Raw genomic sequence first — 15,150 nt, 5'->3', positions numbered from 1 at the left:
TTATTCATAAAGTGAATCTGCGTGCAGATTCATCTTATTTTATTTAGGAGGATTTCTTGTGGAACAGGTGAACGCAATTGAACTAAAGCACGTAACAAAACGTTTTGGTGAGGTTACAGCAAATGATGATGTAAATCTCACACTGAAAAAGGGCGAGATACTCGCGATTCTGGGCGAAAACGGAAGTGGAAAAACCACACTTATGAATATGTTATCCGGTATTTATTTTCCTGATGAAGGAGAAATCAGCGTCAATGGAAATGCAGTTACGATTTGCTCTCCAAAAGATTCTTTTGCACTGGGAATCGGAATGATTCACCAGCATTTTAAATTGATTGACATTTTAACAGCGGCAGAAAATACAATATTAGGCTTGCCGGGCAAAAAAATGAAAATGTCCGAGATAGAGGCAGAGATTAATGAGTTAACAGAAAAATACGGCTTTGAGCTAAATCCAAGCCAGAAAATATATACCATGTCGGTATCACAGAAGCAGACGGTTGAAATTGTGAAGGTGCTGTACCGCGGGGCGGAGATTTTGATTCTCGATGAGCCTACCGCAGTGTTGACCCCGCATGAGACGAGAAAGCTGTTTCAGGTTTTGAGAAATATGAAAAAGGGCGGAAAGTCCATTATCATTATCACACATAAATTAAACGAGGTACTAGAAATATCAGATAGAGTCAGTGTACTTCGAAAAGGAAAATATGTCGGAACAGTTGAGACGAAGGATGCCACGGTAGAATCCCTAACCGAAATGATGGTAGGAGAAAAGGTGGATCTGGATATTAACCGCACCGAGCCGGTAAATCCGCAGAAACGAATTGAGGTTCGCGGAATTAATTGCAGAAATAAAGAGGGGCTGCCTATTTTAAAGGATGCCTCGTTCATCGCATATAGTGGAGAAATACTTGGAATTGCAGGAATTTCAGGAAGCGGACAAAAGGAACTTTTAGAGTCTATCGCAGGCTTGCAGCGCTTAAAGAGCGGAGAGATTTTATACCATCCGCCGGAAGGAGAGACAGAAGATCTCACAAAGCTGAGTGCAGATGCCATCAAGGAAAGAGGAATTCGTCTTGCCTTTGTGCCGGAGGACCGCCTGGGAATGGGGCTTGTGGGTTCGATGGATTTGACAGACAACATGATGATACGAAGCTATAAGGACGGAAAGAGCTTTTTGGTTGACAGAAAAAGACCGAGAAAGCTTGCGGCAAAAATTGTGGAGCAGCTAAAGGTTGCGACACCGAAGCTGGAAACGCCTGTACAGAGGCTATCAGGAGGAAATGTACAGAAGGTACTTGTCGGAAGAGAAATTGCATTAAATCCGACTGTTTTAATGGTTGCTTATCCGGTTCGAGGCTTAGATATCAACTCATCCTATACAATCTATAATTTATTAAACGAAGAAAAAGAAAAAGGACATGCAGTTATTTGTGTTATCGAAGATTTGGATGTGCTGTTGGAACTGAGCGACCGCATTCTTGTGCTGAACAGCGGAAAGATTTCAGGTATTGTAGATGCGCGCACCACAACGAAAGAAGAAATCGGAATTTTGATGACGGGAACGAGAGAGGAGAAGCACATCGATGAGTAAGGAAAATGTGGTTTTAAATAAAGAGCCGATGGTACGAATGGTGAAACGTGACACTATCTCCACGGCAAAGGCATGGTCGATACGTCTGATTGCCGTTTTGCTGGCGCTTATCGTGGCGGCTCTTGTCATTGTAGGAATTACAGGACAAAATCCGATACAGATATATCTTGGTATTATAGATGGTGCAGTGGGAAGTAACCGCAGATTGTGGGTGACAATCAGGGAAATTCTTGTAATGCTCTGTATTGCAATCGGTCTGACACCGGCATTTAAGATGAAATTCTGGAATATCGGAGCAGAGGGACAGATACTTATGGGTGGAACGGCTGCCGCAGCCCTTATGATTTTTTTTGGAGGAAAGCTTCCAAACGCAGTGCTTTTGATTGTCATCATTGTGGCAAGTGCGGTTGCAGGACTTATATGGGGTGTTATTCCGGCTTTCTTTAAAGCTTATTTTAATACAAATGAGACGTTGTTTACGTTGATGCTAAACTATGTGGCAATGCAGATTGTAACGTTTTGCATTGTTTTTTGGGAAAATCCTGCGGGCTCTAACACGGTCGGCATTATCAACTCCGCGACAAAGGCAGGCTGGTTTCCAAGCTTGTTCGGAAATGCATACGGGCTGAATGTCGTGCTTGTATTGCTGCTTACAATTGGAATTGCAATCTACATGAAATACAGCAAACACGGTTATGAGATATCCGTTGTCGGAGAAAGTGAATTTACGGCAGAGTATGCAGGTATCAAGGTTAAGAAGGTTATTCTTCGTACGATGATGCTGTCCGGTGCAATATGCGGCTTTGTAGGCTGTCTTATTGTGAGCGGTGCCAGCCATACGATTTCCACAAGTACTGCCGGAGGAAGAGGCTTTACGGCAATTATTGTGGCATGGATGTCTAAATTCAATCCGGCTGCCATGGTTTTGGTGTCCGCATTGTTAATCTTTATGCAGCAAGGCTCCATTCAGATTGCATCTCAATTCGGATTGAATGAAAATGCTTCCGATATTATAACCGGTATTATTATCTTCTTTTTGATCGGCTGCGAGTTTTTTATCAATTATCAGTTGGAATTTAGAAGAAAGGGAAAGGGTGACAGATAGATGGAATTAGTACTTACCTTTATACAAAAGGCAATCGGACAGGGCATTGCAATTCTTTTTGGTGCAACAGGTGAAATTATAACGGAAAAATCGGGAAATCTAAACCTCGGTATTCCGGGAATTATGTATATGGGAGGCATCAGCGGACTGATGGGAGCATTTGTCTATGAGAACGCCGCAGAGAATCCTATTCCGTTTATCGGACTTATTATTTCCTTTGCCGCGACGCTTCTTGCGTCTGCGTTTGGAGGACTGATTTACAGCTTTTTGACGATAACACTCCGTGCAAACCAGAATGTAGTCGGCTTGGCACTCACAACCTTTGGTGTGGGCTTTGGTAACTTCTTTGGCGGCTCTATTTCAAAGCTTGCAGGAGGAGTTGGACAGATTTCGGTAAAAGGGACAGCATCGGCATTCCGTGCGTCTGTACCGGGCTTGAACAAGATACCTATTATAGGAGAGTTATTCTTTTCTTATGGTTTTTTAACCTACCTTGCTGTTATTATCGCGTTGTCTATGACATACTTTTTAAAGAATACAAGAAAAGGGCTAAATCTGCGTGCAGTTGGTGAAAATCCTGCAACAGCAGATGCTGCCGGTATCCATGTTTCCAGATATAAATATGTGGCAACCATTGTAGGCGCTGCAATTGCAGGATTAGGCGGTTTATATTTTGTTATGGAATACTTAGGCGGAACATGGTCCAACAATGGTTTTGGTGACAGAGGCTGGCTTGCCATCGCTTTGGTTATTCTGGCACTGTGGAACCCAAATAACGCCATCTGGGGCTCATTTTTGTTCGGAGGTCTGTATATTCTCTATATTTACCTTCCGGGACTTACAAGGGCAACACAGGAGCTTTGCAAAATGCTCCCGTATGTGGTGACGATTATCGTGCTTATCATTTCCAGCAAACGAAACAAGCATGAAAGCCAGCCGCCGTCCAGCCTTGGAAAAGCATATTTCAGGGAAGAGCGATAGAATTTAAACTTGTCAGAAAAAGGAGGAGACCGAGATGAATGCAGTTACGGTAAAAAATGTGACGATAGGGGAAGGAATTCCCAAAATCTGTATCCCGATTGTGGCAAAGACAAAAGAAGAAATCATTCAGGAAGCAAAACGCTTTCAGAGTCTCCCGTTTGATATAGCGGAATGGCGAGCCGACTGGTTTGAGGGTGTCTCTGACTTGGAACAGGTAATGGAGGTTTTAAAGGCACTTGTTTTAGTGCTTGAGGATAAGCCGCTTCTCTTTACCTTCCGTACAGCAAAGGAAGGCGGAGAGCGGGATATCACGACAGAGGAATATATTGCGTTAAATAAAGCAGTGGCAGACAGCCGCCTTGCGGATTTGCTTGATGTGGAGATATTCACCCGAGATGAAGCTGTGGCCGATATTATTTCGTATGCTCATGAAAACGGAGTACAGGTGATTGCCTCAAACCATGACTTTGAGAAGACACCGGACAAGGAGGACATCATATCCCGTCTTAGAAAAATGCAGGATATGGGAGCCGATATCGTAAAGCTTGCGGCGATGCCAAAGAGCAAGCTGGATGTGCTTGTGCTGTTGGAGGCAACGATTTTGATGACAGAGCACTACGCAGACAGACCTGTCATTACGATGTCCATGTCCGGCATGGGTGTGATAAGCAGGCTGGCAGGCGAGATATTTGGCTCCGCCCTTACATTCGCATCAGCAGGACAGATATCGGCGCCGGGGCAGATACCGGTAAATGACTTAAATGAGGTATTGCATATATTAAACGCTTCTATTCAGCCTTCGGCTTCATAGAAAAGCAGAGATGAGAAAGGGGACTTTTATGGGAAATTTGAAAGACGAAAGAAAAAACAGTGAATGGTATGCCGAGGCAAGACAGAAAATTTCTTATAATATTATGCTCATAGGCTTTATGGGGGCAGGAAAAAGTACGGTGTCTTCCTTGTTGAGAGACTTGCTGCAGATGGAGGAGGTCGATACGGACAGGCTGATTGCAAAAAAGGAAGGAATGTCCATTCCTCAGATTTTTGAAAAGCATGGTGAGGAATATTTCAGACAGTGCGAGAGCGATACGCTTCTTGAGCTGCAAAAACAAAAGAGACTCATCGTTTCATGTGGTGGCGGTATCGTTCTTCGCTCAGAAAACGTGGAGCATATGAAAAAGCAAGGAAAGGTCGTCCTTTTGACGGCAACTCCTGAGACAACGCTTGCACGCGTCAAAAACAGCAAGGAGCGTCCGATTTTAAATAACAATATGAATACGGAATTTATTGCCGAGTTAATGGAAAAAAGGCGAGAGAAATATCTGGCGGCAGCTGATATCATTGTTGCGACAGATGATAAGAGTATTGTGGAAATCTGCGAAGAATTGGTCAGCAGACTTTTAGAAGAGAAATAGAGAAAAGCAGGTGCTTAAAAATAAAAAAATTTTGAGCACCTGCTTTGTTATATTGTCTAAAAAACAACCTGTACAAGCACCATATAAAGCACGGTTCCGCCCGCAATGGAAAGCAGCATCTGGCGCTTCCACATATGTAAGCCAATCACGGCTATGATGGCAATCAGTTCCGGCAGACCGTGGGTGTTGCCCAGTATCTCTACGTTTTTCAGGCAGTAGATAACGAGCATACCAAAAATAGCTGACGGAAGTGCCCGCCCCAAATACTGGATGTAGGCAGGAGTTGGTTTATTAGAGGAAAATACAATAAAAGGTAAAAAACGAGTTATCATGGTACCAAGTACGCAGACGCCGATGGTAACAATCTGTTGTGTGAGAGTCATGTCGTAGGGAAGCCTCCTTTTTTATATCATGCGCACAAATCCAAGTCTCTCATGGGTGAGGGATTAGAGAGCTGATGCGGACTTGTCCTCTTTGTTATCAATTGGATTCTTAAAAACAGTCAAAAGTAAAAGTATCATCAGCATAGTCGGAATCATAAAGTTATTTGCGCCAAATAAGATCAGGCAAAGAACGGATACAGCAATTCCAATCAAAGCGGTATAATGTTTTTCTTCCTTTAGCCATTGCTCTAAAAATATGACGATGAACATGGCGGTCATAACAAAATCCAAGCCTTCTGTGTCAAAATGAATAAAAGAACCCAGAATTCCTCCAAGTGTGGAGCCGAACACCCAATAGAGATGATTGAGGGCGGTCACAAAAAACATAAACCACGCTGTGTCCACATCTTTAGGTATATTTGCGGTATAGTTGATGGAAAAGGTCTCATCGCACATTCCGAAGATGAGATATTTCTTTTTCCAACCGGTATCCTTGAATTTTTCCAGCATGGAAATACCGTAAAACAGATGTCTTGCCTGTATCATGAGAGTCATCGTAAATGCCTGAATGGGATTGAATGCTCCAAGCAGCAGGCTCACCGCAACAAATTCCAAAGAACCTCCAAATATAATAAAGCTCATAATCATCGGGTAGATAAAGCTAAAGCCCGAAACATTCATATAAATACCATAGGTCAGCCCCAGAAACCAAAAGCCCGCAAAGATAGGGATTGTATACGGAAATGCCGCCTGAAATGAGTTTTTTATTATCGTGTATCTCTTCATGTCTAAACTCCTGTTAATCTATAATTTGTACTAAGTCTAATCAATAGCAATGCATTTATTATAACTTTGACAATCCATACATTCAATTATATAATTGTATGTACAACAATTTTGATTGGAGGTTACTATGCCTGTAAATTCATTTGAAAATTATCCGCTGTCATGGAAACCGGATAAATCAAGATTAAAAGCGCCCTATTATCTGTCGCTTGCAAAAGCACTGGAAAATGATATTGCGAGAGGGCTTCTGGCACCCGGAACGAAATTACCGCCGCAAAGAGAGCTTGCGGATTATCTGGATTTGAATTTTACTACAATTACAAGAGTGTACAAGCAATGCGGACAGAAAGGGCTTGTGTACGGAATTACAGGAAAAGGCACCTTTGTATCTCCGAATGCTCTGCGTTCGGTTACGATATCAGCGGGAAACTTTTCCGGTGACTGCATTGACCTTGGTATTGTTGCGTCTTTTGAGGAGTGCAATGCCATGCTTTTGGAATGTACCGCAAATATATTGGAGCAATCACAGGTTGCCTCTTTGTTTGACTACAACAATCCGACCGGCATCCCCTATCAGAAGATGGCAGGATTAAACTGGATGTCCTCGTTTGGGATAGAGGCAGATATCGATCATGTGGCGATTGTCTCAGGAACACAAAATGCCCTTGCAATCGCCCTGCTTGGCTTATTTTCTCCGGGCGATCAGATTGCGGTAGATACTTTTATTTTTGCAAATTTTATTGAGCTTTCTAGAATCTATCACATTCAACTCATACCCATCGAGGGGGATGAGAACGGTATGATACCGGAGGAGCTGGAAAATGCCTGCAAGCAAAATAAAATTCAGGGGGTTTTTCTTATGCCGTGCTGCAGCAATCCGACCACAATTATGATGAGCGATAAGCGAAAGAGGGCACTTGCAAAGATAATTGAAAAATACAGGCTTTTGGTTATCGAGGATGATATTCATGCTTTTATGACAGCAGGGATTATGCCGGATTACCGCCAGTCGTTTTTCAGTATTCTCCCAGAGCAGACCGTTTATCTGTGCGGTACGTCAAAATCAATCTGCTCTGGTCTTCGAGTTGCCTACCTTGTATTTGGTGAGCGTTTGAAGGAAGGGATTTTATCTGCTATTTTTAATGTTAATGTAAAAACGTCATCTCTTGATGCGGAGGTCATTACGCAAGCTATTTTAACAGGAACAGCGCACAAAATTGTAGCGAAAAAGCGACAGCTTGCCGAGAGGCGAAATGCGCTGTTCGATGAATATTTTGATAATAAGGTTCCAAACGGTCACCCATACAGCTATTACAGATGGCTTCCGATTTCAAATGAGAAAAACGGAGGCGTGATAGAAGCGGAGCTGATGGAGCGAGGAATTCGGGTTTATCACTCCGATCGGTTTTTATCCGGTAAATATAGCGATGATGCGTTTCTTCGTATTTCGTTGGCAACGGTGGATGACGAGAATAGACTGAGAAGCGGATTGGAGATATTGAAGGGGTATTTGGATGAGAATTGAGGAGGAATGTCGCCTATAGCCTAAAATTGGTACTAAAAAATTTCTTGACATGGACTTAACTCCAGATGCTAGTCTAATACTAACAATAGAAAAAGCAAAAGGAGAAAAAAATATGGAATATACAAAATTGGGAAACACGGACATTCAGATTTCTCTTGCATGGCAGTTTGAAAAGGATGTGGCATCACCGATTATCGGAGCCACCAAGCTGAAATACTTTGATGATGCCGCAGGTGCGTTTGGGATAAAGCTGACGAAAGAGGATATTGATTATTTAGAGGAACTTTATGTTCCGCATAAAATCGTCGGAGCGATATAATGTTACCGAGCTGGTGTATTATAATCCAAAGGTCTTGCGAAACCCGCTTGGTGTAATCCCGTGAATTGCTTTAAATGCCGCGCTGAATTTTGCTGAATTTTCATATCCGCATAGATGGGCGATATTTTTAATATTCAATTCATCATCGGCTAACATCTGCATGGCACGCTTCATAATGGCTTCTCTCATGTAGGCGTACAGCGTAATATTATACAAACTTTTAAATGAAATACGCAGCTTGCTCTCACTCATCTGAGCAAGGTGGCATAGCTCTTCTGTGGTAGGCAGCGAAAGAGGATTTTGATCAATTCGCTCCTTTACCCGGTAGAGCTTTTTTTCGTCATTCCAAGTCACATAGTTGCGGCGGCTGTTTTTTTGCTTCTCTCGGTCCAAATTATGAGCAAACAAGCAAAGCAGTTCGATTGCCTTGCACAGATATGCCGGAGGAGGAAGCCGGTTGCCGCGCACACCCCACCGAAGCTGTTCCATAACAAGCATTACATTCGGCGTGTCAACGTGCTGAGTTTTCCAATTGACAGCATCCTTGACACGAATCGGATAGGAGGACCCGGTCGCATTCAAAAAAGTTTCAATACAAGAATCAAAGATAAGCACACTGGTAAAACAAACATGCATTCCCGCGGGAACAGTAATACGCACCGGACTTCCTGGGTTGATGAATAGATGTGTAAACGGAGTAAGGGTGCGGGGAGCTTTTCCCTTTTGTGTCAGGGTGATTTCTCCGGTATCAATACACAGGACAAAGAGGCAGGGCAACTCGATATGCATGGTGTAATTAAGAACGTTCTGTGTTGTAAACCAGGCACTGCCTACAAATAGTCCGTCGCAAGAATGAACTTCGTTAATCCAGCCATTTTCCCATGTCCCCGGAAAGGTATGAAAAGCATAATGATTATGGTACTTTGTATCAAAATGCAAATGATCTGTCATTGCGCCAAGACCCAGCTTATATTCCTCGGTATAACCCATAATTTATCTCCTCCATTTCTATTTCAAATTAGCTCGATTATAGCATGGAAAAAGAAAATGAGTCAAGAAAAAACAATCCAAAATGTGATAGAAATACTCCAAAACAAATATGAAAAACAAAGAAAAATTATAATTAGTTCCTGTATTTAGGGATGTTTTGAAAGTTATAAAAAATTATAACCTAGCATGAGACAGACTATCCTAGATTGACACGAAAAATAGGGCATGATAGAATACCAACATGAGTTAGCGGTGTCTAACTTGGTTTGGAAGCGCGCACTAAGCTTTTAATATGAAATCAACAATAAGGAGATAGTAGAATAATATGAAAAAATTAAATAAAAAGTTTCTTTTACCCTTGATGGTAATGGCAGTCCTATTAGTAACCGTTGGATGCCAAGGAGCAAATACTTCAGAAACAGCAGCAGTAGCAGAAACAGAAGCAACAGCGGAAACAACTAAAGACTCACAAGCTGAGGCAACAGAGGAAGCGCAGGACGTACAAGAGGAAAGCGGAACACGTACGGTAAGTACGGTGATGGGCGACATTGAAGTTCCTGCCAATCCACAAAGAGTAGTTGTTAATTGGTATATCGGAGATGTATTAGCACTTGACCTCAACGTGGTAGGTTACAATGCGTGGGCACATGAAGCTATGCCGTTTTATGATAAAATGATGGCGACTACAGGAATTGAAAATTGGGAACAAGAAGAGGTTATGGCACTTGATCCTGATTTAATCATTACATACAGTCAAGATGATTATAATACCTTTAACAGTATTGCACCCGTACTTGTTGTACCGGAAGAAGGTATGACATCTCTTGAGCGTGTTCTCTTTATCGGAGAAGCAACAGGAAGAAGTGAGCAGGCACAAGCAGCGGTAGATACTTTTAATACAAAGCTTGATGCTGCAAAGGAAACCTTGGAAGGAGACGACTTCAAAGGAAAAACCTTTAGTATTAACGAAGACTGGGGTTCTGCATCCTACGGTGTGTATTATGAAACCGGCTCCAGAGGAGGTACACTGTTATATGAATACCTTGGTTTGCAAAAACCGGAGAAGCTGGAGCAGTTGGTTGAAGAAACAGGTGAAGGCAGAGGAGGCTTGAGCTATGAGGTGGCAGCCGAATACTTTGGAGATTATATGATTTGGTTCCGTCCTTATGATGCGGTAGAGGATAATCCGTCTGAATATGAGCTGACCCCGATTTGGGAAAGCCTTCCGGCAGTACAAGCAGGGCAGGTAGTCACTGTACCGGGAAATATGAGTGGTTTATTCTACTATTCTGACGTACTCAGTGTAACAGCGCAGCTTGATTATATTATTGACAAGTTAAATGAAGTTGTTAAGTAGGGATATTATAGGCTGATTAGTATAAGCTGAGAAAGGATTTAAGTATTATGCAAAAAAACTCCAACAAGCGTCGAGGTGCAGTAAACTTCGTGTTTTATATGTTTGTGGGAGCAGGGCTTTTAGTTCTGATGTCGGCGGTGTCGATTTCTTTCGGCGCCGCCGACATGGATTTGTCTACCGCTTGGGGTGCAATTTTTAAATTTGACCCTAATCTGACGGAGCACCAAATCATTAAAACCCTGCGTTTTCCCAGAACTGTAGCGGATGTTATCGTCGGTTGCAGTCTTGCTATTTGCGGTGCATTGATGCAGGGAACAACAAGAAACCCTTTGGCAGACTCTGGTCTGATGGGTATCAGCAGCGGTGCAACCTTTGCGATTGCACTGGCAATGGCATATATGCCGGGCCGCAGCTATGGACAGACCATGCTTTTTGCATGTCTTGGTGCGGCTGTAACAACAGGAATGACTTATTCCATTGCTTCTTTTGGAAAGCGCGGCATGACACCGCAGAGACTGGTACTTGCAGGTATTTCAATTTCCATGATGTTTGGTGCATTTAGTCAATATATTTCAATTAAATACAATTTAGGACAAGCGCTGATATATTGGACTGCCGGCGGAACAGCAGGGGCTAAGTGGAGTGAACTGGCAATTGTAGCTCCCTTTTTTCTGGTATCGGTAATAGTAGCAATCGCACTTTCACCTTCCGTTACGGTTATGAGTTTGGGAGAAGATGTTGCAATTGGTCTTGGTATGAAAACCGGATTTGTAAGAGGAATTTCAACGCTAATCGTGTTGGTGTTAACAGGTCTTTCCGTGATTGTGGTTGGTCCCGTTGGCTTTGTGGGATTGATTACACCTCATATCGTTCGGTATCTGATCGGTGTTGATTATCGCTATATCATTCCGGCATCCGGTTTATATGGTGCGCTTTTAACTGTATTTGCGGATTTGACCGGAAGATTGATCAATAAACCGTATGAAACACCTATCGGCGTAATTTTTGCGGTAATCGGTGTTCCGTATTTCCTCTATCTTGCAAGAAAGCAAAGGAGGGAGTTTGAATGAGAAAGCAACGTTTCACAATAAAACATGGAATTATGGTTTTGATTATAATGCTTGTTCTGCTCGTTGTGATTGCGATCATGGGCGTTAATTCGGGAAAGATGAACTTATCGGTTTATGAGGTATTTCAGGTACTTCTTGGAAACGGGACAGAGAAACAAAAGCTGATTGTGTTTGAATTTCGACTTCCCCGCATTATTCTTGCGGTACTGGTAGGATTTGGAATGGGCGCATCCGGCAGTATTATGCAAAGTCTTTTAAGAAATGATATGGCAAGCCCGGGAACCTTAGGTATTAGTTCCGGTTCGGGATTATTTGTTTTGATTTTTGTAGTAATGTTTGCTTCGAAAGGAATTTCGTCCGCTCTTACATTGCCGCTTTTGGCGTTTGTAGGAGGAATGACGGCTGCGGCATTGATTTTCTTGTTGTCTTATCGCAGAGGCAGGGATATATCGCCGACCGGATTGATTCTGACCGGTGTTGCCCTATCAAGCGGTTATGGAGCCGTAACGACACTTCTGACACTCAAATTGGATGACACTCAGATGGAGTTTATGCAGCGCTGGAGCGCGGGAAGCCTTTGGGGCGACGAGTGGAATTATCTGATGGTATTAGCGCCATGGACTCTTATTTTATTGGTCTATGTCATCTATAAATCGAGAATACTCAATACCCTTCATCTTGGAAATGAGACGGCAACCGGCCTTGGTGTGGCAGTAAAAAAAGAATTTTTGGGACTATCGGTTGCATCCGTGGCATTATCTTCCGGATGTGTAGCTCTTGGCGGAAACTTCTTTTTTGTAGGTATGATATCTCCTCATATGGCAAGAAAATTAGTTGGTCCTAACCATAAGCTGTTGCTGCCAGCTTCTTGTTTATCAGGAGCGCTTCTTGTCCTATTGGCGGATACGATTACCCGTACCATCAGTCTTGGAACGGAAGTACCGACGGGTATTGTTATTACCGTGCTCAGTACCCCGTATTTCTTATATTTATTAGCGAAAGCAAGTTAGTATTTTGCGGACAGTAACAAAGGAAGGAGAAAAAATGAACAGTATTACAACGAGTAATTTAGATATTTCTTATGAAGAAGAGCTGATTGTAAAGGCTCTTGATATGAATATTCCTCATGGAAAAATAACATCGATTATCGGTCCCAACGGATGCGGCAAATCGACGGTGTTAAAAGCGATAGGGCGTATCTTGAAACCAAAGAACGGTATGGTATATTTAAGCGGTGAAGATATACGCAAGCTTTCTACGAAGGAGGTAGCGAAAAAAATGGCAATTCTTCCTCAGACGCCAACAGCTCCCAGCGGTTTAACGGTGAGCGAATTAGTGGCTTATGGAAGATTTCCGCATCAAAGCGGCTTTGGTAAATTAACGCCGGAGGATAAAAAAATAGTGCAGTGGGCACTGGATATAACAAAGCTAACGGAATTCGAACATCGAGAAGTCGATACCCTTTCCGGAGGTCAGAGACAGCGAGTATGGATTGCAATGGCATTGGCGCAGCAAACCGATTTGATTTTGCTTGATGAGCCGACCACCTATCTTGATTTGGCTCATCAGTTGGAGGTTCTGACTTTGCTGAATGAATTAAACCGCAAACAGGGCTGTACGATTGCAATGGTGCTTCATGACCTAAACCTTGCGGCGCGCTTTTCCGATTATATGATAGCCATACGGTCGGGTAAAATTATAAGCCACGGAAATCCAAAAGAAGTTATGCGAGAAGAAGTACTAAAGGAAACCTTTTCTATTGATGCACAGATTGTACATGAGCCAAGAACCGGAAGACCGGTATGTCTTACCTATGACCTTCTTTCCGTTGAAACCGATTACCGGGAAGAGGTGGCTGCTGTATGAAGACTGTATTAAGAATATTTGGAGAAGCAAAAAAATACTGGATTTATCTGATTATCGCTTTTTTTGCGCTTGTTATCTCGACAATTGCCGGTTTCTACATGCCTTGGGCATTGCGTGAACTGACAAGTCTTGCCACACAGCAGTCTGGTGATTTTGCGAAAGAGGCACTTCGAATTGGACTTCTTTTATTGCTGACAACTGCATTACAGGCAGTAGGAAACTCAGTCTCCGGGTATTTGAACCATTATGCAGCGCTTCATTATGTAGCAGATTTGCGTAAACGCCTTTACAGTAAGCTACAGCATATGAGCCTTCGCTATTTTCACAAAAGCAGGACGGGTGATTTGACCGGTCGTGTTGTGAACGATGCACTGGATGCAGAAATGCTGCTTGCACATGTCATTCCCGATTTTGTTATGAATACCTTAACTCTTATCGGAGTGGGATTTCTTTTATTTACCATTAATTGGCGTCTTGCACTAATGAGTATTATTACGGTTCCGATTTTGCTCGGCATTACGATTTGGCAAAGCCGTCATGTGTCTCCGGTCTGGAAAGAAAATTCAAAAATACGCGGAGAATTGGCGGGAACGGTACAGGATAATTTATCCGGTATTAAAGAAATACAGATTTTTAATCAACAAAAGCATGAAGAAAATAAGGTAGGTATATTGTCAATCAGACATAGCATGGCTTATCTTCGTGCCAGCTTTTTCTTTGAGATGACCTATCCGTTGCTGTCATTTATTACGGCTCTTGGAACGGTAATTGTTGTTATTTACGGAGGCAGTCTGCTGAGCCAGAATAAGGTAGCCATTGCAGATATCGTTGGTATTGTGATGTATCTATCCATGTTTTATAACCCGATTAAAAGTTTCTCAAGGCTTGCGGAGCAGGCAGGAGAGGCAGCCGCCGGTTGCAGGCGTGTATTTGAGGTTCTGGACGAAAGTTCAGATGTGAAAGAGAAAAAGGATGCGAAGATACTGCCTCGTGTTGCGGGGAAAATTGAATTGAAGGACCTTACTTTCTCCTATCAGGAGGATATGAAGGTTTTAAACAACATTAATCTTACGATTTTGCCGGGGCAGACGGTTGCCTTGATTGGAACAACCGGTATTGGAAAGAGTACGATTGCGAATTTAATTAACCGTTTCTATGACCCGCAGGAGGGCAAAGTATTAATCGATGGGGTGGATATTAAGAATGTCACCCTAACCAGTCTTCGCGATAATATATCCATGGTTTTACAGGATACGTTTCTATTTAACGGAACGGTCTATGAAAATATTGTTTACGGATGGAAAGATGCAACGAAGGATGATGTGATTGCCGCGGCAAAAGCAGCCAATGCCCATGACTTCATTGAAAAGATGGAAAATGGTTATGATACACTTATAGGAGAGCGCGGAATTAGGCTTTCAGGCGGACAAAAACAAAGATTGTCGATTGCCAGAGCTATACTGCGAAACTCTCCGATTCTTATTTTGGATGAGGCTACTTCAGCTCTAGATACGAAAACAGAACAAGAGATACAGGGTGCGTTAGATGAGATATCAAAGGAACGCACGACTCTTATTATTGCACATAGACTTTCGACAATCCGCCATGCGGACCAGATTGTTGTACTGGAAGGAAACGGAATTGCGGAAATCGGAAAGCATGAGGAGCTGATTGCAAAAAATGGAATTTATGCACAGCTTTATGCGGCGCAGGACCACTAAAACAAACTGAATACTTTCCATTTGGATAGTAAATTACT

14 protein-coding genes and 1 pseudogene are annotated in these 15,150 nt (G+C 42.7%); 12 read left to right on the top strand and 3 right to left on the bottom strand.

Annotation, left to right across the window (positions count from 1 at the left end; all coding sequences use genetic code 11):
- Positions 1 to 58 precede the first annotated feature (58 nt).
- Genes CTY48_RS11520 through CTY48_RS11500 form a run of 5 tightly spaced genes read left to right on the top strand, consistent with a single transcriptional unit; the run spans position 59 to position 5,095 of the window.
- Entirely contained in the window at positions 59 to 1,594 is a 1,536-nt protein-coding gene (locus CTY48_RS11520; protein WP_099468631.1) for an ABC transporter ATP-binding protein, read from the top strand.
- On the top strand, positions 1,587 to 2,699 hold the full coding sequence (locus CTY48_RS11515) for an ABC transporter permease (RefSeq protein ID WP_099468630.1): 1,113 nt from the start codon (positions 1,587 to 1,589) through the stop codon (positions 2,697 to 2,699). The genes CTY48_RS11520 and CTY48_RS11515 overlap by 8 nt, the downstream gene beginning before the upstream one ends.
- Positions 2,700 to 3,680: an ABC transporter permease gene (locus CTY48_RS11510; RefSeq protein ID WP_099468629.1), complete on the top strand. Its 981-nt coding sequence runs from the start codon at positions 2,700 to 2,702 to the stop codon at positions 3,678 to 3,680. It begins immediately after the preceding gene.
- Between the two features lie 34 nt (positions 3,681 to 3,714).
- A complete protein-coding gene (gene aroD, locus CTY48_RS11505; RefSeq protein WP_099468628.1) occupies positions 3,715 to 4,491 on the top strand; it encodes a type I 3-dehydroquinate dehydratase in 777 nt (258 codons plus the stop codon).
- Positions 4,492 to 4,519: 28 nt separating this feature from the next.
- Entirely contained in the window at positions 4,520 to 5,095 is a 576-nt protein-coding gene (locus tag CTY48_RS11500) for a shikimate kinase (RefSeq protein ID WP_236354900.1), read from the top strand.
- A 56-nt stretch (positions 5,096 to 5,151) separates the two neighbouring features.
- On the opposite strand, the gene CTY48_RS11495 is transcribed toward CTY48_RS11500, so the two are convergent.
- A complete protein-coding gene (locus tag CTY48_RS11495) occupies positions 5,152 to 5,478 on the bottom strand; it encodes a branched-chain amino acid transporter permease (protein ID WP_099468626.1) in 327 nt (108 codons plus the stop codon).
- 63 nt (positions 5,479 to 5,541) lie between these two features.
- A complete protein-coding gene (locus tag CTY48_RS11490; protein WP_099468625.1) occupies positions 5,542 to 6,264 on the bottom strand; it encodes an AzlC family ABC transporter permease in 723 nt (240 codons plus the stop codon).
- A gap of 127 nt (positions 6,265 to 6,391) precedes the next feature.
- Here CTY48_RS11490 and CTY48_RS11485 point away from each other — a divergent pair, with 127 nt between their 5' ends.
- Both CTY48_RS11485 and CTY48_RS19890 read left to right on the top strand, forming a co-directional pair.
- On the top strand, positions 6,392 to 7,789 hold the full coding sequence (locus tag CTY48_RS11485; protein WP_099468624.1) for an aminotransferase-like domain-containing protein: 1,398 nt from the start codon (positions 6,392 to 6,394) through the stop codon (positions 7,787 to 7,789).
- 145 nt (positions 7,790 to 7,934) lie between these two features.
- A pseudogene (locus CTY48_RS19890) lies at positions 7,935 to 8,108 on the top strand (aldo/keto reductase); the annotation flags it as partial.
- A gap of 18 nt (positions 8,109 to 8,126) precedes the next feature.
- Here the strand turns inward: CTY48_RS19890 and CTY48_RS11475 are convergent.
- Entirely contained in the window at positions 8,127 to 9,098 is a 972-nt protein-coding gene (locus tag CTY48_RS11475; RefSeq protein WP_099468623.1) for a helix-turn-helix domain-containing protein, read from the bottom strand.
- A gap of 325 nt (positions 9,099 to 9,423) precedes the next feature.
- Here CTY48_RS11475 and CTY48_RS11470 point away from each other — a divergent pair, with 325 nt between their 5' ends.
- The 5 genes from CTY48_RS11470 to CTY48_RS11450 are packed head-to-tail and all read left to right on the top strand — an operon-like array spanning position 9,424 to position 15,112.
- A complete protein-coding gene (locus CTY48_RS11470; protein WP_099468622.1) occupies positions 9,424 to 10,455 on the top strand; it encodes an ABC transporter substrate-binding protein in 1,032 nt (343 codons plus the stop codon).
- Positions 10,456 to 10,502: 47 nt separating this feature from the next.
- A complete protein-coding gene (locus CTY48_RS11465; RefSeq protein ID WP_099468621.1) occupies positions 10,503 to 11,525 on the top strand; it encodes a FecCD family ABC transporter permease in 1,023 nt (340 codons plus the stop codon).
- The gene (locus tag CTY48_RS11460; protein ID WP_099468620.1) at positions 11,522 to 12,535 is read left to right on the top strand and encodes a FecCD family ABC transporter permease; all 1,014 of its coding nucleotides are present in this window, start codon (positions 11,522 to 11,524) and stop codon (positions 12,533 to 12,535) included. Before CTY48_RS11465 ends, CTY48_RS11460 begins: the two co-directional genes overlap by 4 nt.
- Positions 12,536 to 12,569: 34 nt before the next feature.
- Complete coding sequence (locus CTY48_RS11455; protein WP_099468619.1) at positions 12,570 to 13,391, top strand: ABC transporter ATP-binding protein; 822 nt, start codon at positions 12,570 to 12,572, stop codon at positions 13,389 to 13,391.
- A complete protein-coding gene (locus CTY48_RS11450) occupies positions 13,388 to 15,112 on the top strand; it encodes an ABC transporter ATP-binding protein (protein ID WP_099468618.1) in 1,725 nt (574 codons plus the stop codon). Before CTY48_RS11455 ends, CTY48_RS11450 begins: the two co-directional genes overlap by 4 nt.
- Positions 15,113 to 15,150: the final 38 nt, after the last annotated feature.

Source organism: Konateibacter massiliensis, assembly GCF_900184995.1.
Classification (GTDB): domain Bacteria; phylum Bacillota; class Clostridia; order Lachnospirales; family Lachnospiraceae; genus Lachnotalea; species Lachnotalea massiliensis.
Note: the sequence above shows the minus strand (reverse complement) of the source record. Positions and strands in the feature narration are given on the sequence as shown.